This window comes from Sedimentibacter saalensis (genome assembly GCF_007830175.1).
Lineage (GTDB): Bacteria > Bacillota > Clostridia > Tissierellales > Sedimentibacteraceae > Sedimentibacter > Sedimentibacter saalensis.
The window spans coordinates 110615-129360 of the sequence record NZ_VLKH01000007.1 but is presented as its reverse complement, the minus strand read 5'-3'; the positions used below and the strand labels follow the sequence as shown (position 1 = coordinate 129360).

Below are 18746 nucleotides of genomic sequence, written 5' to 3'. Positions count from 1 at the left end.
GCTTTTCGTTTGTAGGAACATATCAACACCACTTACTATTTTTCTGGTGGAAGCCATCCTTTTTCGTAGTGTATTGAATTTAGGAAGGTCTTCCCATTTCCAATAACCAAATAATGCACACCACCACGTATTACGACAGCTTGATTTTTCTCTTCGTCCGTTAGCTTAATATCAACCGCTTCTTCGATTCGTCTGTCGCAACAATGTAAATTTGCAATAGAGAACTTTCCGGCAGCTTCATATTCTGTAAGGATAGCTTCTGCATCAAGTACCACTAGCGAATAGTCACAATTATATAAGAGCTTTATTGCATTTATATGGTATTCTTGTCCCTTGCTGTCCATCGATATAATGTGGTCATTACAGCCGATTGTAATCTGATAACATCCAGTGGAGAAGTCTTTAAAAAGGCTCAACGCAAGCCTATAACGCATTCTTTTAGCTTCTTTATCCAAATACTGTCCTTTTGCGACATTACGGTTGTGCTTTAAGAATTCCAAATTAGATATCCTACAATCCATGTGGTTATTATTCATATGGTCAACAACATAACCTTTTTCTGTCAAGTCTCTAAGAACATCGTCTCCATACCACTTAGCCATCATATATCGGTGAAGACTTCCACCAAGTGCGACATTAGTTGGATAACCTTTTGATAATGTCCAAGTATGGGTGAATAGCTCCTCATAATAATCCTCACGATACGTTGCGAAAGCCATCTGTTCCCAACCCTCACGCATTATTGAAATTGTATCACCATGTATATCAAATTTATTCTTACTCTTTCGTAGCATAGCAGCCTCTCTTAGATATCCTGTTCAGATTCTTCGATTTCCAAAGAGTGAAATGCTTGCCAGTTATCTTTGAAGGTCTGATGAAATTCTCTTTGTGAAACACCTTACTTTATGCTTCTAAATAAATAAATTACAATACCTAAGTACTTTTTAAACAAATCCACATACGCCTTCTTATGTTTTCTAAAATAATTAATTACAGAAATAATAAAATATGATATTACTTGAATTGGTAAGCTTATTATATAAAATACCATTAATAACATAAGACCAACAATTATCATTTTAAACAATAACAACAATATATTTGTCTCATCATTATAGTTCATCAAATTTGTAAATATACTTTGTATTATTGAAAAATCAATAGGTATTTCTTGCACCTTCATTCCTGTAATAGTAAAACAAAAACCTAAAACAGTAATAACAAAGCCCAACGGTAAAAATGATAGTTTCAAAAAATCCATATTATTTGTCAATACCTTTTCATAATACTGTTCATCATTTCCACACTTTCTTGACATTCCAGCAAAATAAAACACCAAATACAAAGCTGATGCAAATATGATTCCAAATCTATTTTGAATAGGTAATGCTATTGCAATAAACGATATCGCTGTATACGAAAAACAATATGTGAACAACGGTGTTTCATATCTCAAATACATTTCCTTCAGTTGAATTTTTTTCCATAAATTCTTCAACCAAAAGACTTCCTTAAGTTTAGGAATTTTACATCCTATATAATATCCCATATTTAGTAAGGAATTTCCAAAAATCGCATCATATGCATATCCTACAAAATACACAACTGAAACCAATGAAATAAACAATATCCCTACCAGATAAACCAATATAACAAGTACAAGTAACAGTTTAATTAATAATTCAAATACTAATATCATATTTTTCCCTTGTGCTTTACAATATTTTTCCCAAAACAGATATCCTCTATCCTCTGGCATGTCAAACACCATCTGATCTTAAGGGTACACTCATCACTTGCCAGATTACCCCGCATAAGCATTATCTTAATAAAATAATACAAAAATTATACTATCCACCCTTCTAGGACGAATAAAACCTTAATTTCAACATTTTGTTTTACTTACTATATATATGGACAATTAGACTTTTTAATTTTTATTGAATTAGAGTATATATCATCTATATATTTATTCTTTGCTAATAGCAGCTTCAAATCAAGAGGCTCGATTTTACATTTTGGTCCAATAATAATTTCTTTTATAATTTCTTTTTTACACTTGTCAAACCCAAGTTCAAAATATAGCCGAATATCATTGTTTACACTTCTAAACTTTAAAGGTCCTCGGATAAAATCACCAAGGAATTTCTCGTTATCACTAAAAAAGCCCTCAAGAAAATGTGCGTAACCATAATCATCTACCCCATCACAATCATCAAAATTACTTGATTGCAATCTACGAAACAACCGCCATTCCTGTTCCTCAATAAATGAATTATGTTTATATATAGGTCCTTCTTGCCATAGAGAATAAACTAACATAGAAATATTCATTGCTAGTTTCGTTTCATCTAATTCTTCATTTTCCGAGTTAATACTACTTTCAATAGCCCATTTAAGCGGCTCATCAATAGCAGCATGCAAAAATTCAGAAATATCATCATCAGAATATATAACTTTGGTCATAATATAATACGATTCATCTGCAAATTTTTCAAATATAACTGGATTGAAACCAATAGCAATGCCATTCCCATCATTCCCGTATGCACGCCATTGACTAAGCAAATCCTCTGCTTCTGAAAAGCAAGCTAAAAAACTTTTTGAATTCTGTATTATTGGAGCCTTTTTATTTAATAAATTTTCAGCCATTTGATATATAAACCTTTTACTTTTTAGTATCACATCTTCACTATAAATTTGTCCATATGACAATAATGATTTTTCAATTACTTCATGTATTTTTGAAAATAGCCACTTCATTTCAGTATAATCATTTGTTTTTTCAGCATCCGAAAGCCAGATATTATTATTTTCAATAATGCTTAAAAAAGTATTTACTGAACAGTAGTGATAAAAAACTAATGGTAATTCTGGATAAAAATTTAAATACTCATTTGTAAGTACCGGCATATGTATCTCCCTATATAGTTAAGTATTTTCTTAAGTAAATTTAGCTACTTTATCTCAGGCAAATAAGATACTGCCCTGAATATTTCTTTGAATCTAGTTGCGCAAATAGCGATATGGGATGTCGAAATAAAGCGTCTCATTTTTTTCTAAATTGCCTTTTGCCAAAATGTTCATTTTCCTTGCCCCTCCACGGTAACTGGAAACATATTTCACGCCAAATACCCACAAAAGGACACTTACATATCACTTGCAAAACCCTAAAACCATTGATTTACTGAACTTTCCTCTCCAGCAACACGACCGTCTCCACGTGATGTGTCCATGGGAACTGGTCTACGGGCTGTACTTCTAACAATCTATAGCCGCCTTCTTCAAGCAGCTTTATGTCTCTTGCAAGAGTTGAAGGATTGCATGAAACATACACAACCCTGTTTGACCTCATGCTTATTATTGTGTCTATAACTTCTTTTTCGCATCCCTTTCTTGGGGGGTCAACAATTACAACGTCAGCTTTTATGTTTTTTTTGTAGAGCTTAGGCAGAACAACTTCTGCCTTTCCTGCAAAAAACTCTGCATTATTAATGTTGTTTGCAGCTGCGTTTTCTTTTGCATTTATTATTGACTGTTCTACTATTTCAACGCCGTATACTTTTTTTGCATTTCTTGCAGCCATAAGGGATATTGTTCCTATGCCGCAGTAAATGTCAAAACAAACCTGATCTTTTTTTAAATCCGCATACTGGATTGCCTTTTCATAAAGTTTCTCGGTTTGCTGTGGATTTATTTGAAAAAATGTTTCCGGAGAAATTGTGAATGTAAGATTTCCTATGGTGTCTGTTATTGTTCCTTTACCATACAATGTTATGTTTTTATGTCCCATTACAAGGTTTGTGTTTTTGGGATTTATATTTTGTACAACAGTCTTTATTTCTTTTATAGCTATCGTGAGCTCCTGAACTAGTTTTTCTTTAGCCGGGAAATTTTCAGATGAAGTTACTACTATAAACATCAATTCATTTTTTCTGCTGCTTCTCACTACTACATTTTTAACTGATCCATTTCCTGTTCTTTTATCATAGGCCTTTATATTGTGCTTTATCATTAGATTTTTAAAAAGCTCCACTGCCCTGTCAGCTTCAGTGGTCTGAAGCAGACAGCCTGATATGTTGACTGTATTGTATGTTCCCTGTTCATATGGTCCTATGATTATTTCCTTGTTTTTTTCTGCAACTGAAAAAGCAGTCTTGTTTCTGTATCTGAACGGTTCTTCCATTCCCATGGTTTCATGAATATTCACTTCATCCATGTTTACAGAAGCCCTTCTTAATTCATTTATAACTCTGTTTTTCTTATACAAAAGATTTGCAGCATAATCCAGGTGCATGAGCTGGCATCCTCCGCAGTCATAATAATAGCTGCATTGAGGTTTTATCCTTTTTGGGGATTCTTTTATGATTCTTTTTAGATTTCCCACTGCAAAGTTTTTCTTCTTTTCTGTTATTTCGATTTCAACAATGTCCCCTGTAACTGCATTGTCAACAAACACAACAAAATTATCAACCTTGGCAACACCTTGGCCTGTATGATTAATGTCTATTATTTCAACTTCCTTTATCTGACCGTTTTCAAACATAAAAACTCCTGTTAATTTATTTTATAATCTAATTACAATTATACTATTAACAGGAGTCTTGTCAATTAACTATTTACTTGGTTTAGAACTCTTATAATATGAACATCCTTGTTACAGAAAAATCCTTAACATTGTTTGCTGTGTATTTTATGGTGTGTGACCCAGTCTGTGTAACTCCAGGGAAAAATGAAGCTCTTCTTGCATTTTTGTGTTCCTTGTAGTTTATTTCAACTTCAAACTTTTCAGGTATGGCAATTTTGCATTCATTTATATGTTTTAGGCCGTTTTTAACACCTTCTTTTATTAGGTCACATGCATAGTCAGGATTTATGCTAATTGTTGCTCCTGCCGAGCCTTCTTTTACAGCAACGGTTTCAATTCCCTTGTTAAACTTCTTAGCTGTGTCGCACAACGCTTTGTCTCCGCTTAAAAATACAACCGGCACTCCATAGTTGGCAGCCAGGTATGAATTAATTGTGAATTCTGAAGCTTTTTCTCCATTAACCATCATGTAGTTGTTTCCTGAATTCATGGTGTGAGCCAATGGGCTTCCGTCTGTTCCTGCAGCGGAATGATATCCTATGAAAATAGCCGCATCAAATGTTTCATCAAGTCCTGCAACCATTGAATCTGGGCTGCTGGTCCAGCCGCGGCTTAATTTTGCACATCTTGGAAGCTTGGTGATATCTATGTTTCTTGCAGAATCATGAGCATCTTTTATGAAAATTTCCTTAGCTCCCATGGCAATTGCACCTTCACATGCAGCAACAGTTTCTTTTGTCATTTGCTCTGCAAACTGCTTGTAATCATGGTTGCCAAGCTCAGTTTCGCTCCAGTCTGTAACTCCGGTAATTCCTTCAATATCAACACTTATAAATACTTTCATCTTTCCCCTCCATAAATATATTTTTCATCCCTTTTCAGGATGATATTTACTTGTTCAATAACGTCAGTATGTTTTCAACTTGAAGTTGTATTCCTATTTTAAGGCATTTCTCGTCAATGTCAAAACACTCAGTGTGAATGGGAGAATCAATGCCGTTTTTGCTGTCGCCGCAGCCCAGGTGGAAAAACGCACCCTTAGCAACATCTGAGAAATATGAAAAATCTTCTGCTCCAAGGCTTGGAAATTCCTTGAACACGATGTTTTCTCTTCCAAGAATCTTTTCTGCATTTTCTTTAATCACGTCAACAACTTCATCATTGTTTATGAGTGCCTGGTAACCTTCTGAAAAATTGACGTATGCTGTTCCCCCGTAGGCGGCAGCTGTGTTTGTAACCATGTCTTCTATTCTTTTTTTCACAAAGTTTCTTGTGTCATCATCAAGAGCTCTCAATGTTCCTGACATTTCAACTTCATCACTTATCACATTGTCTTTTACTCCCCCGGTAATTTTTCCAAGGGATATTACAACTGAATTAAGCGGTGAAATATTTCTGCTAACAATTGTCTGAAGCGAAGTAATTATGTTTCCTGCAATAACTATGGCATCTGTTCCCTTGTCCGGGTAAGCGCCATGGGCTGATTTTCCGTTTATCTTTATTTTTATTGTATCTGTGGATGCATTGAGTTTTCCATACTTAAGTTCTACCTTTCCTGCATCTATGTAAGGCATAACATGAAGCCCCAGCATATAGTCCACATCAGGATTAATCATGCATCCTTCCTCAACCATGCGTTTGCCGCCGCCTATTGTTTCTTCAGCCGGCTGGAAGAACAGCTTCACATTTCCGAAGAAGCTTTCATCACTATCTGCTACTTCCTTCATGATTTTTCCAACTCCAAGAAGTATGGACGTGTGGGCATCGTGTCCGCAGGCATGCATTGCTCCTGGATTTATGGAGCAGTATGATGCGTTGCTTTTTTCATTGATGGGAAGTGCGTCAATGTCCCCTCGAAGCCCAACTGTTGTTCCGGCCTGTCGTCCTCTTATTATCCCTACAACTCCTGTTTCAGCACATCTGAAGTTTTCGATTCCCCAAAGGTTTAAATACTCCTCAATTTTTTTCTGAGTCCTGAATTCCTGCTGGCTCAATTCCGGATTTTTATGAAAATCTCTTCTTATATCAACAATTTCTTCATATATTTCACTTATTCTGTTTTGAATGTCCATAATCACTCCTGCAACAAATAGTTTGACAACTTATAAAATTTATTGTCCTTAATGTATACCCTTGGTGTCCTTCTTGTAATGCGGCACACTATTTCATTTTTGTTTGTTCCGGCCAGTCTTGATGCTTCATTGATATCCATTGTGTTATAAGTTCCGTCCCCGTATATTACAGCTTCATCTCCAACTTTTGCTTCCGGTATGTCAGTCAGGTCAACCATGCACTGATCCATGCATATAACACCTATTATTGGTGCCTTCTTTCCGTTTATTGTAACATAACCCTTGTCACGAAGGTTTCTGGGGTAGCCGTCTGCATATCCAAAGGGAAGAGTTCCAACCAAAGATTTTCTTTCAGCTTTCCACAAATAGTCGTAGCTTAAGCCTTCCCCTTTTTCCAGTGTTTTAATGTGATAAATTCTTGTTTTGAAAGTCATTGCCTGCTTAAGTTTAACTGAATCATCCTTGTATGATTTAAGCCCGTAGACAATTGCTCCGGGTCTTATCATGTTGAGCCTGTACTGGGGATAATCAATGCCTGAAATGCTGTCGCAAATGTGCTTAAATTTAAATTTCCTTCCCATTGCTTCAAGTTTCTCTACAGCATTCATGAACTTTTCATATTGTTCTTCGTCTTCTTTTTTTCCGGCCAGGGCAAAGTGTGAAAAAATTCCATCAACTTCTAAGTTTTTCAAATCAAATATGTTATCAATTTCTTCGATGCTTTCCTGGCAGTCCTTGTACCCAAGGCGGTTAAATCCTGTGTCATACTTTATTTGTACATGAGCATTTTTATTGTGCTTCATTCCAAGCTCACTGAGAATTTTTGCCTGCCTCATTGAAAAAATGGTCTGTACAATGTTGTTTATTACAACATATTCAAGATATTCATCCGGAGTATATCCCATGATGAATATTTTGTAATCCTTAAATCTTTTTCTTAGCTGCAGCGCTTCTGTGAGTGTGGCTACTGCAAGAAAATCGCCGCCGTTTTCCATAATCGTCTCTGCAATATCAGCTGCACCGTGGCCGTAACCATCAGCCTTTACAACAGCAGCAATTGAAACATCGCTTCCTACTATTTCCTTGATTTTTCTCATGTTGTACGCAATGTTGTCCAGGTTGATTTCAACATAAGTGTCCCTTAACAATGGTTCCATATTTCCCCCTGTATTTCTATAATATTGTATTCATGTTATTAAGTAATTTTTAATGCGCAATGATGAGATCCTTCGCTAGCTCAGGATGACAACGCCATATATGACTAATAATTCTTAATTCTTAATTCTTAACTCTTAATTTATATAGCTCCGCTTTCCATAAAAACAACCTGTTTTAAATCCGCATCTATTTTAACCTGTGTTCCAAGCGGAAGAGTTGGCTGCGGGAAGCTGTGTCCTGCCTTGAAGTTGTAAATGACAGGCTTGCCGAACGGAACAATTGTGTTTTCAATCACGTCTTCCAACGGAAGGTCAAATCCTCCCTCATAAGCTTTTTTCTCTCTTTCACACCCTGTGAATGTGCCGAGAATCACTCCTCTGCAATGGTTGAACTTCCCTGCCAAGGCAAGCGTAGTAAGCATTCGGTCTATTTTGTAAATTGGTTCGCTTACTTCTTCAATGAACAATATTTTGTCTCTTGTATCCACCTCATACTTTGTTCCCATGCAGGCAGTAAGAAGCGTAAGGTTTCCTCCAATGAGAATTCCCTCACCCAAGCCTCTGCAATAACTTTTTAATTGCTCTCCATTGGGATTTTTATGTATTCCCATAGGTTCATCAGAAAACAGGTTTTTTACAAGACTTTCATATGTATAAGATTCAAAATCAACTCTTTCGCCTTGAATTTTTGCATAGTTTGATGTTGCCATGGGGCCGTGGAACGTTGTCAGTCCGCATAATTGATTGAATGCAACATGAAGAGCAGTAATATCTGAAAAGCCTACGAAAACCTTGGGGTTTTCTGATATCATGTCATAATCAAGCATGTCTAATATTCTGGGAGTTCCATAGCCGCCTCTTAAGCATATTATTCCTTTTATGTCTTCATCCCTGAAAGCATTGTTTATGTCTCTTGCCCGTTCTTCATCTCGTGCCGAAAGATGTCCATAATTTGTATAGCATGTTGGAAACATTACAGGCTCCAGACCAAGCGCCCTTACTTTTAATTCTCCATTTTGAACTGATTTCAAATCAGTTGCAGAAGAAGGAGCAACAACGGCAACCTTGTCGCCTCTTTTAAGATGTATCGGTTTTATCAATTTTTATTCCCCCTTAATAAAACAATAAAAAGATAAAAGATTCTCCGCTCTGTTTTTGGCGAGGAACCTTAAATTTTTCATTGATTAGCATCTGCTATATTTTCTTTGTCTGCATATGCAGATAAATTTACATCGTACAGGTCATATACAAGCCTTGTCATTTCTTCGCCGTTAGGAAAGTAAAATGACAGTCCGCCTGCCATTTTGTCTGTGCCCGGCAATGTTGTGGCTTCCAGATTTTCTATAGAAAAACCTATGGCATCTTTTCCAAGAGCAAGAAGATTTGTAAGTGTCAAGTCTGTTTCAACATACGGATATACTGCAGTGATCACGTTTATGATTTTCAAGCTCATGGCTTTTTTAACGGCTGATTTCACAAAATTCTGCTGGGCTTCAATTCTTCCCAAATCACCGTTAGCGTAACCGTAATATCCTTCATAGTTTGATTTTCTAAACCTCAAAAATTCTATGGCATTGTCTCCATATATTATTTGTTTTCCCGGCTTTATGTTGATGTCAAGAGGAGGTTTAGCGTAAGGATCTGTATATCTCATATGAAACGGCACGTTCACTTCCACGCCGCCTATGGCGTTTACTGCAGCCCTTACTCCGTCATAGTCAACTGTGGCATAATTGTCTATGGGAAGCCCGGTAAGTTCTTCTATGGCTTTTACAAGTGCTTTTATGCCTTCTTCTTCCATGCCGTATACTGCATTTATTTTTTGTGTGTCAGCATATTTTGAGTATCCTTCTCTGAAATAATATGTATCTCTGGGGATAGAAATAATATCAGCTTCCTTAGTTTTTCTGTCAAAGCTTGCAAGCATTATAGTGTCTGATCTTGTTCCTTCAAGCCCAACAACCAACACGTTTATGCGATTGCTTTCATGTATTGCTTTTTCCAACGGTGTATCAAATTCCGTGCTTTCATCCTCTTCAGCAGTTTGTTCTTCTTCACCGGGAAGATTTTCTCCTTCACCATCGGGATAAGCAAATTTAGCGTAAGTAAAAATTCCGGTTGAAATTACAGCTGTAAATATAACCAGCCATAAGGAAAATATCTTTATAAATTGTTTCATTTATTATCCGCCTTTCAGTTGATTGCATATTAATTTGTCTTTGTTCCTGTGTCCCCCGTTGTGCCTTCCAATGTATCATCTGTATTATTTTTAGATTTGTACATATCTTTAACCATACTTGCTATACCATCTTCATCAGGTATGTAAAATGACAGTCCTTCTAAAGGTGTCTCCATTCCAGGCAATGTATTCATGCTTATTTTGTCTGCTGAAAATCCTATTACATCACCAGAAAGACTCATTAAATCCGTAACTGTTACATTTGTTTCAATATATGAATAAGCTTCCTTTATTAAAGATGGGAGTTTCAGTCCCAGCGCTTTTTTTAAAGCGGATTTCAAAAAATCCTGTTGAGCCTGAATTCTTCCTAAATCCTGATTGCTGTATCCTTTTCTGAACCTTACATATTTTAAAGCTTGTTCTCCGTTTAAAACCTGTGTTCCTTCAGGTATGTCTATGTGTAACGGCGGGTCATCATATGGGTCGGAATATTGCATATGAAACGGCACATTCACTTCTACGCCTCCTAATAGGTCCACGCAGGCAACTAAAGCCTCATAATCAATTATAATATACTTTTCCAGCGGTACTCCCAATAAATCCTGTACGGTTGATGTAAGTCCTTCTATTCCTTCCTGACCGTATACCGCATTTATCTTTTTCAAATCAGGACTGTCATCTGCATTTCTCGGGCAGTATGTATCCCTTGGAATTGAAATCAAATCAGCAGTCTTGTTCTCTGTATCATAACTGGCAAGCATTATGGTGTCTGATCTTGAATTTTCAAGCCCTACAAGAAGAACATTGAATCTTTTGCTGTTTCTTGCAGCCCTTCCTATTTCGCTTTCATAATTAAATGTGCTTGACTCATAAAAAGCTGCTGCTTCTTCTTTGCCAGATGATTCTGCGCCCTTAATTGAACCTATAACCATGTCCTTGTCGATTATAATTATATATCCCAAAGCTGTTACACTTAAAATTACTGCAATTAAAACAAGTGAAGCAAAAAAAATCTTTAAGAAATGTCTTATCATTAGTTCACCTTATATTTTTACGGTATCTGTGATTTATTATACCAAATAATTATATCAAAGCTTTACATTTATTTCAATTGGTATTCTACAAAAATTATATAAATAAATATGCGTAATATGCACTTTCTATTCGTTATGTAAAAACATTTTCATGACAGGCAATAATTTTTACTATAGTTTAAATTCTAGTTCTTTTGCACAGTCGAATTTTTTCGGATTTTTTTCATAAATATGTATTGCAATTTACAAAAAAAATTGTTATAATACATGTATCTTTTTTAATATCGGAGGATTTTTTTAATGAAAACAGGCACAGTTAAATGGTTTGATTCTAAGAAAGGTTTTGGATTTATTTCTTGCGATGACGGCAAAGATGTATTCGTACACTTCTCTGCAATCGTATCTGATGGATTCAAAACATTAGAAGAAGGACAAAAGGTAAACTTTGATATAGTTGATGGACAAAAAGGTCCACAAGCTAGCAACGTTACTGTAGCGTAGTATTTGTTTTTTAGAAATAATAATTAATATAGATATAGCAATTACTTATATTAATATTGGTATTTCAATGAAACATGATAAGAACTACAATGTAGTTCTTTTTCATTAATAATTAAATTTAATTTAAAAACACGGAGGATTTAATGAAAACAGGTAAAGTTAAATGGTTTGATTCAGCAAAGGGATTCGGATTTATTTCTTGTGAAGATGGAAATGATGTATTTGTTCATTTTTCAGCTATTGCTTCTAACGGATTTAAAACTTTAGAAGAAGGCCAGAGCGTTCAATTTGAAGTTGTGGAAGGACAAAGAGGTCCACAAGCTGCAAACGTAACAGTTATAAAATAATTTATGAAAGTCAAAGCGCATACAAGTATGCGCTTTTAATTTTATTTAAATTTAAAATTATTGAATTCTTCCAGTGTAGGCATGCCGCTTTGTGCACCAAGCTTTGTTATGGAAATTGCTGCTGCCTTGTTGGCAAACATAATAGCATCTTCAAGATTGTCTCCTCGTACTAAAGCTGCAGCCAGTCCTCCGCAGAATGTGTCTCCAGCTCCTGTGGTGTCTACTACTTCAACATTGTATGAAGGAACAATCTTCATTTCACTTCCATCAAAATATTTAACTCCTCTTGAACCCATTGTAACAATAATTTTATTTGGGTACATTTTTATGGTTTCATCAACATTGTTTTGTTTTCCTAAAATTATGTTGAGCTCATGCTCATTTGGAGTTATATATGTTGCATTTTCTATGAGTGTTTTTGGAAGCTCAACTGCCGGAGCAGGGTTTAATAAAACTCTCACATTGTTTTTCCTGCACATATCTGCAGTATATTCAACAACATCCAGTGGAATTTCCAGCTGCAGAAGGACTATGTCTGCAGAAAGAATAACATCCTTGCATTTGTCTATGTCCTCTTTTGTAATTTCATAATTAGCTCCTGCAATTACTATAATGCTGTTGTCATGTTCAGCAACAACAATGTTTGCAACTCCTGTTGGAGCATTGTCAGTTTTTTTGATGCAGGAAGTGTCAACATTCATGAGGTTTAAATTATTAATTGAAAATTCACCGTTTTGATCGTTTCCAATGCAGCCCACCATGCAGCTTGAAGCCCCTAGCTTGCTAGCTGCAACAGCCTGATTAGCACCCTTGCCTCCCGGTATGGTTGAAAATGTGCTGCCCATTACAGTTTCTCCGGCCTTAGGTCTTATTTCAGAAGTGAATACCAGGTCCACATTTATGCTGCCCACAACTACTGTTTTTCCCATTACTATTCCTCCCTGTTATTTTACCATTTTATCAAGATTATATAAACTTTCCAGCAAAATCTCCCTGCATTTTTCCATATCAACATCCAGCAAAACCTCAGGGTATGTTTCGTCGTAATCAATCCATTCTCTTACATCACAAGCTGTATTTCCTCTGTTCAGACTCTCTGAGCAATCAACTTGAACAGGCATATGTCTTGATTTGTAAAGTTCAGGATAAATGAGGCACATAAGGGCACAAGCATCATGTATGGGAGTGAATGTTCCTTTCTTCACATGGTCGCCTTTAAAGTAAAAATTAAGAATTTCTCCACACATGCGAGTAACTTTGCCTTCACTTTTCAACAAGTTGTTGACATCTTCCCTGAAAAGTCCGCAGCTGTGTGTAACGTCAAGTCCGCTCATGATTATTGGAAGCTTTGAATCAAAAACAATTCTTGCTGCCTCAGGGTCAGCCCACACATTGAATTCTGCAGTACCTGAAGTGTTTCCTCCCCAAACGGCTCCTCCCATTATTGAAAGCATTTCTATTTTGTCCATTACTTCAGGGAATGTCTTTATAAGAAGAGCTATGTTAGTAAGCGGTCCGACAGGAACTAAAGTCACCTTTTCTTCTGAAGCCATTATTGTATCTCTTAAAAATGTTACTGCATTGTTGGAATAAAGTTCTTTAGATTTGGGGAACTGATAATCTCCAACTCCGTTTTCTCCATGGACGTTAATAGCCGGTCTTTTTTCTCTTATAAGAGGTCCTTTTGCTCCCCTTGCAACCTTTATGTCGCTGTTTAAAAATGACATGAGTCCAAGTGCATTGTCTGTAACCTTATCTATAGTCTGATTTCCTGCCACGGTTGTTATTCCAAGGATATTAAATTTGTCAGTGTTTGCTGCTGCAAAGCAAAGAGCTACCACATCATCGATTCCCGGATCGCAGTCTATTATAATATTTCTCTTTTTCATTATTCCTCCGATTGTACATAAACTAAATTTAAAGATTTGTGCTTAAGCACAAATCTTCAATAATTCTTAATTCTTCATTCTTAACTCTTAATTGAAATTACTTTCCTGTGAGTCTTTGTCTTTTCTTCATTCTTATATAGCTGTAAATTCCAAGTCCCAGCAATGTTGCGAAATATGGAAGCATTTGTATGAGTTCATAAGGCCATGACCCTAGCTGCAGAATGTTTGCAAAAGCCTGTGCAGCTCCGAATAAAATTGAAACAAGGAAGGCTCCTATTGGAGTGTTTCCACCCATTGAAGCAGCAGCAAGAGCTATAAAACCTCTGCCGGCACTCATTCCTGTTGTGAAATATGTAAGGTATCCGCCTGAAAGGAAGAAACCTCCTATGGAAGCAAGAACTCCGCTTATAATAAGTGAAATGTACTTAACTTTCTTTGAGCTTATACCAACAGATTCTGCAGCGTCTTTATTTTCTCCAACGGCCCTTATTCTTAATCCCAATGGAGTTTTATACAGAAACATGTGAACCACCACAACCATTATGAGAGAAATATATGTCAAAATGTTCTGGTTTGAAATAACCCTTCCCAAAAACGGAATGTTTTCTATTACAGGTATGGGAATTCTTGGAATCTGCAAACTTTGTATGGAAGATGATACTCCTCTGTCCCCGGACACAGCCAAGAGAATTAGTATTGTAGCTCCGTTTGCTATAAGGTTTATGGCAATTGCTGCAAGTATTTCATCAGTCTTAAGCCTCAATACGAAAAATGCGAGAAAAAATCCTATGAAACCGCCTATAATCATTGTAACTAAAAGTCCCATCCATGCACTTTGAAATGCTGCACTGAATATAACACCGAAAAGTGCCGAAAACAGCATAATTCCTTCAAGAGCCATGTTTGTAATGCCTGATTTTGAAGCCACGGCTGATGCCAGTGCTGCAAACAATATTGGCGTTGTTGCTCTGAGGGTTGCATTTAAAAATTCAGGAGATATAATAGCTTCAAATATCATGTTATTCACCCTCCGTTTCGTTAGTTAATGTAGCCTTAGCTTCTTTTGCTATCATTTTATGTTTGTACTTGCTCAGGAATTGCTCCGCAACAACCAGAAGAATAATTATTCCCTGAGTGATTGTAACTATTTCTGTAACGACATCTGTCGAACGGGCCATAATTGAAGCTCCTGTTCTTAAGTAAGCCAGGAAGAACGCTGCAAATGGCACATAAAGAGGATTCTTTTTAGCCAGAGTTGTTATGATGATGGCATCCCATCCATAGCCGAGCAGTGAAGTCCATGTGAAGCGGTTGTACATTCCAAGGAGTTCAACTCCTCCGCCTATACCGAATATGAATCCTCCAATAAGCTGTGAAATCAATGTTATTTTGATAACATTGATACCTGAGTATCTGGCAAAGGATCTGTTTTCACCGGTGAGGCGAAGCTCGTAGCCTATTTTTGTTTTGAACATGAAAATGTATCCGAACACTGCCACTGCAAGAGCAATAAACAGTCCTATGTGAATTCTTGTACCAGTGAATATTGTGTTTAGCTGTGCTGCTTGGGGAACAGCAAATGAAACAACTGCTCCTGCATTTGGATCCCTTAAGAAATTGCTCAGCACATAGTTTGCAAAATATAATATCAAATAGTTCATCATGAGAGATGACACCAATACGTCTGATTCAGTCTTGATTTTCAAAACCGCCGGAACTGTAGTAACCATTGCTCCGAAAAATCCTGCAGCCAAAATACATGCAAGAGAACTTATTCCTGAAGGAAAAGTTGTATTTAGGGCAACGTAAGTTGCAACGAGTCCTCCTAAATGAAAAGCGCCTTCACCGGCCAGGTTTATTTCATTTGCTGCAAACATGATGCTCACGCCTACACCTGTAAATATGAGCGGAATCATGGCCTCAATTACATTGCCGAAACGTCTCTGGCTCTGCAGCGGCCCTGTTAAAAGCTGTACTATTGCATTGACCGGTTCCTTGCTGGTCAAGAATATTATGCCGAATGATATTAAAAGTGCAATGCCTACTGACAGTACAGTCCTGAGCACATTAAACTTTGTGTTACTGTTCATATATTATTCCCTCCAATTTGTCGTCTTTTTTAATACCAAGCATGTATTCGCCCAGTTCGCCTTCTGTAACATTTTTGACGTCATTGAACACGCCTGCAAATTGTCCTTTATATATAACAGCAAGTCTGTCGCTTAGTTCCAAAATTTCATTAAGGTCTGCAGAAATAAGTATTATTGCACTGCCTGCTTCACGGAATTCAATTATTCTTTGTCTTATAAATGCTGCAGCTCCAACGTCAATACCGCGTGTAGGCTGGTTTGCTATAATAATTTTAGGATTTGTAGAAAATTCTCTTGCAACAACAACCTTTTGAATGTTTCCTCCTGAAAGCATTCCCACATGTTGCTTGTAAGATTTGCACTTCACAAGATATTCCTTTATAAGTTCATTGACTCTTTTTTCAATTTTATTGCCCTTTAGCATAACTTTACCTGAATATTCAGGACTGTCATATTGATTTGAAAACATGTTATCCATTATGTTCATGTTTTTTGCGCAGCCCAGTGTCATACGGTCTTCAGGAATATGAGCCATGCCAAGTTCTCTTATTTCTTTTATTGAATGTTTTTTAGCTTCCATTCCAAAAACAGATATTTCTCCCATGTATTTTTTAGAAAGACCTGTGAGAACTTCAACCAGATGTCCTTGACCATTTCCCTCAACCCCGGCAATTCCGAAAATTTCACCGGCCTTAAGGTCAAATGATAAGTTGTTCACTCTTTTTACTCCCGTAGAACCGGAAACACACAGATTTCTTACTCTCAGCACGGTTTCTTTAAGGTCCAGAGGCTTCTTGTCAAAAGTGAGCACAACGTCTCTTCCAACCATGAGCCTTGACATCTCTTTAGTTGAAATGTCTTTTACAAAATAAGTTCCCTTGCTCTTGCCGTTTCGCATGATTGTGGCTCTATCGCATATTTCCTTGATTTCATCAAGTTTATGAGAAATAAAAATAATTGTGTGGCCTGCTTCTCTAAGTTTTTTAAGCTGAACGAACAGCTCGTCAGTTTCCTGAGGAGTAAGAACAGCTGTAGGCTCATCAAGTATCAATATGTCGGCACCTCTGTAAAGAGCCTTGAGTATTTCAACCTTTTGCTTGATTCCTACAGGAAGTTCCTCTACCTTTTCTCTGACATCCACTTCAAAATTATATTTCTCGGCAATCTGCTGGGAAAGTTCAACAGCTTTATCCATATCTATAAACGTTCCGCTTTTTTTAGGTTCTGTTCCAAGAACAATATTTTCAGCAACAGTCAACGAAGGAACAAGCATAAAATGCTGATGTACCATTCCTATACCTTTTTTTATAGCATCCTGAGGCGACTTAATTGTAGTTTCAGTGCCGTTTAAAATTATTTTTCCTTGCTCCGGAGCTTCTATTCCGAACAAGACCTTCATAAGTGTGCTTTTGCCTGCTCCGTTTTCTCCCAGCAAAGCATGGATTTCTCCCTTTTCCAATTCAAATGTCACGTCTTCAACTGCAACTACCCCATTTGGATATATTTTCATAATATTGTTCATTTGCAGCACTTTTTCGCTCATTGTTACCTCCGTTTTATATGATTAATAACTAACAATTGACAGCTAGTTATAGTCAGCATTTGTTAATTATTAATAATCTGGCCCTCGCCGGATTTGTTTGTCACTAATTATATTAACAGTCAGGCTGAGCCTGACTGTTAATTTTACCAATATTTAAATCAGTATTACTTGTTACTGATTAATTTAAACTGGATATAAATTATTTTACAGATGCTTTAATAGCTTCGATTTCTTCAGTAGTTTTTCCTAAAGCTGAATCAACAACTATTTCTCCGCTTACGATTTTTGCTTCTAATTCATCGATTTTAGTTCTGATTTCTTCAGAAAGCATTTCTTCATAGTGAGCATCTTTTACAAGGTTAACTCCGCCTTCAGCAAAACCTAAAGATTCTGCAACGCCGTATGTAAGTTTTCCTTCCATGTCAAGCTTAATTGCTCTGTACAGAGAGTTTCCTACATTTTTAAGAGCTGATGTAGGTATGAATTCTGCTTTTTCAGGCAACAATGCAGCCTGGTCAGAGTCAACGCCGAATGCATATTTTTTAGCATCAGCAGCTGCGTCGATTTGTCCTAATCCTGCTGCTCCGGCAACGTTGTATCCTACGTCAGCGCCGTTTTGGTACTGAACCAATGCAAGGTCTTTACCAACAGCTGAATCGTAGAAGTTTCCTACATATGCTATAGCAACTTTTACATCTGGCTCAACATATTTTGCTCCTTGAATATATCCAAGAAGGAAGTCGTTGATAATTGGGTTTTCCATTCCGCCGAGGAATCCGATTGTTTTATCTGCAGGATTTACCATAGGAAGGCTTTCATCAGTTGTCATCATAGCTGCAGCAGCTCCAACCAAGAAAGAAACTTCGTTTTGTTTGTAAAGAACGTTATAAATGTTTTTGTAATCTCCTGAAGTGAAATCAAATGTTTCATCGAAGAACATGAATTTCTGATCAGGGAATTGTTCAGCTGCATCAGCCAAACCTTCGATCATTTGCCATGTTCCTATGATTATAACATCATATTCTCCGCTTTCGCAGTAATCAAGCAATGTTGGTGTCCATTTTGGCTCATCAGCAGCAGTTGCTCCCATTTGTTCAACTTTAAAATCAAAAACATCTGCGCCAACTTCATCCTTCAATTTCTGAAGTCCTTCATTAGCTGAATCAAAGAATGATTTATCTCCTAAAGTTCCGTTTAACAACAAAGCAGCTTTGTATGGCTTTGCTGGTGTTTCTGTAGCCGGTTTATCACCTGAAGGTGCTGGTGCCGGTGTTTCTTGTTTTGCACATGCGGCCAAAGAGAAAATCATCATGACTACAAGTAACAAAGATAGTGCTTTTTTCATT

18 protein-coding genes are annotated in these 18746 nt (G+C 36.7%); 2 read left to right on the top strand and 16 right to left on the bottom strand.

Annotated elements, in window-relative coordinates; translation table 11 throughout:
* Positions 1-35: 35 nt before the first annotated feature.
* From LY60_RS12505 to LY60_RS12460, 10 genes are all read right to left on the bottom strand, one after another.
* The gene (locus tag LY60_RS12505; protein WP_145084324.1) at positions 36-794 is read right to left on the bottom strand and encodes an HNH endonuclease; all 759 of its coding nucleotides are present in this window, start codon (positions 792-794) and stop codon (positions 36-38) included.
* A 104-nt stretch (positions 795-898) separates the two neighbouring features.
* Positions 899-1759, bottom strand: a complete 861-nt coding sequence (locus LY60_RS12500) for a hypothetical protein (RefSeq protein WP_145084321.1) — start codon at positions 1757-1759, stop codon at positions 899-901.
* A 146-nt stretch (positions 1760-1905) separates the two neighbouring features.
* Positions 1906-2913 (bottom strand): DUF2971 domain-containing protein, encoded by a 1008-nt coding sequence (locus LY60_RS12495; RefSeq protein ID WP_145084319.1) that lies wholly within the window; start codon positions 2911-2913, stop codon positions 1906-1908.
* 271 nt (positions 2914-3184) lie between these two features.
* Positions 3185-4546: a 23S rRNA (uracil(1939)-C(5))-methyltransferase RlmD gene (gene rlmD / locus LY60_RS12490; protein WP_145084316.1), complete on the bottom strand. Its 1362-nt coding sequence runs from the start codon at positions 4544-4546 to the stop codon at positions 3185-3187.
* 91 nt (positions 4547-4637) lie between these two features.
* A complete protein-coding gene (locus LY60_RS12485) occupies positions 4638-5432 on the bottom strand; it encodes a M55 family metallopeptidase (protein ID WP_145084312.1) in 795 nt (264 codons plus the stop codon).
* 46 nt (positions 5433-5478) lie between these two features.
* Positions 5479-6660: a M20 metallopeptidase family protein gene (locus LY60_RS12480; protein ID WP_145084308.1), complete on the bottom strand. Its 1182-nt coding sequence runs from the start codon at positions 6658-6660 to the stop codon at positions 5479-5481.
* A 2-nt stretch (positions 6661-6662) separates the two neighbouring features.
* A complete protein-coding gene (gene alr / locus LY60_RS12475) occupies positions 6663-7817 on the bottom strand; it encodes an alanine racemase (RefSeq protein WP_145084305.1) in 1155 nt (384 codons plus the stop codon).
* A 140-nt stretch (positions 7818-7957) separates the two neighbouring features.
* A complete protein-coding gene (locus LY60_RS12470) occupies positions 7958-8917 on the bottom strand; it encodes a S66 peptidase family protein (protein ID WP_145084302.1) in 960 nt (319 codons plus the stop codon).
* 77 nt (positions 8918-8994) lie between these two features.
* Entirely contained in the window at positions 8995-9996 is a 1002-nt protein-coding gene (locus LY60_RS12465) for an LCP family protein (RefSeq protein ID WP_145084299.1), read from the bottom strand.
* 29 nt (positions 9997-10025) lie between these two features.
* Positions 10026-11030, bottom strand: coding sequence for an LCP family protein (locus LY60_RS12460; protein WP_145084297.1), 1005 nt, complete (start codon positions 11028-11030; stop codon positions 10026-10028).
* A 300-nt stretch (positions 11031-11330) separates the two neighbouring features.
* Between LY60_RS12460 and LY60_RS12455 the strand changes: the two genes are divergently transcribed.
* Positions 11331-11531, top strand: coding sequence for a cold-shock protein (locus LY60_RS12455; RefSeq protein ID WP_019230445.1), 201 nt, complete (start codon positions 11331-11333; stop codon positions 11529-11531).
* 143 nt (positions 11532-11674) lie between these two features.
* Positions 11675-11878: a cold-shock protein gene (locus tag LY60_RS12450; RefSeq protein WP_145084294.1), complete on the top strand. Its 204-nt coding sequence runs from the start codon at positions 11675-11677 to the stop codon at positions 11876-11878.
* Between the two features lie 41 nt (positions 11879-11919).
* Here the strand turns inward: LY60_RS12450 and rbsK are convergent, their stop codons facing one another.
* The 6 genes from rbsK to LY60_RS12420 all read right to left on the bottom strand — a co-directional run bounded on the left by rbsK (position 11920) and on the right by LY60_RS12420 (position 18745).
* Positions 11920-12807: a ribokinase gene (rbsK, locus tag LY60_RS12445; RefSeq protein ID WP_145084291.1), complete on the bottom strand. Its 888-nt coding sequence runs from the start codon at positions 12805-12807 to the stop codon at positions 11920-11922.
* Positions 12808-12822: 15 nt separating this feature from the next.
* Positions 12823-13767 (bottom strand): nucleoside hydrolase, encoded by a 945-nt coding sequence (locus LY60_RS12440; protein ID WP_145084288.1) that lies wholly within the window; start codon positions 13765-13767, stop codon positions 12823-12825.
* A 97-nt stretch (positions 13768-13864) separates the two neighbouring features.
* Positions 13865-14785: an ABC transporter permease gene (locus LY60_RS12435; RefSeq protein ID WP_246145443.1), complete on the bottom strand. Its 921-nt coding sequence runs from the start codon at positions 14783-14785 to the stop codon at positions 13865-13867.
* A gap of 1 nt (position 14786) precedes the next feature.
* Positions 14787-15857, bottom strand: a complete 1071-nt coding sequence (locus LY60_RS12430; protein ID WP_145084285.1) for an ABC transporter permease — start codon at positions 15855-15857, stop codon at positions 14787-14789.
* On the bottom strand, positions 15847-17400 hold the full coding sequence (locus LY60_RS12425; protein WP_145084282.1) for an ABC transporter ATP-binding protein: 1554 nt from the start codon (positions 17398-17400) through the stop codon (positions 15847-15849). Before LY60_RS12425 ends, LY60_RS12430 begins: the two co-directional genes overlap by 11 nt.
* Positions 17401-17599: 199 nt before the next feature.
* On the bottom strand, positions 17600-18745 hold the full coding sequence (locus tag LY60_RS12420) for a BMP family ABC transporter substrate-binding protein (RefSeq protein ID WP_145084279.1): 1146 nt from the start codon (positions 18743-18745) through the stop codon (positions 17600-17602).
* Position 18746 lies beyond the last annotated feature (1 nt).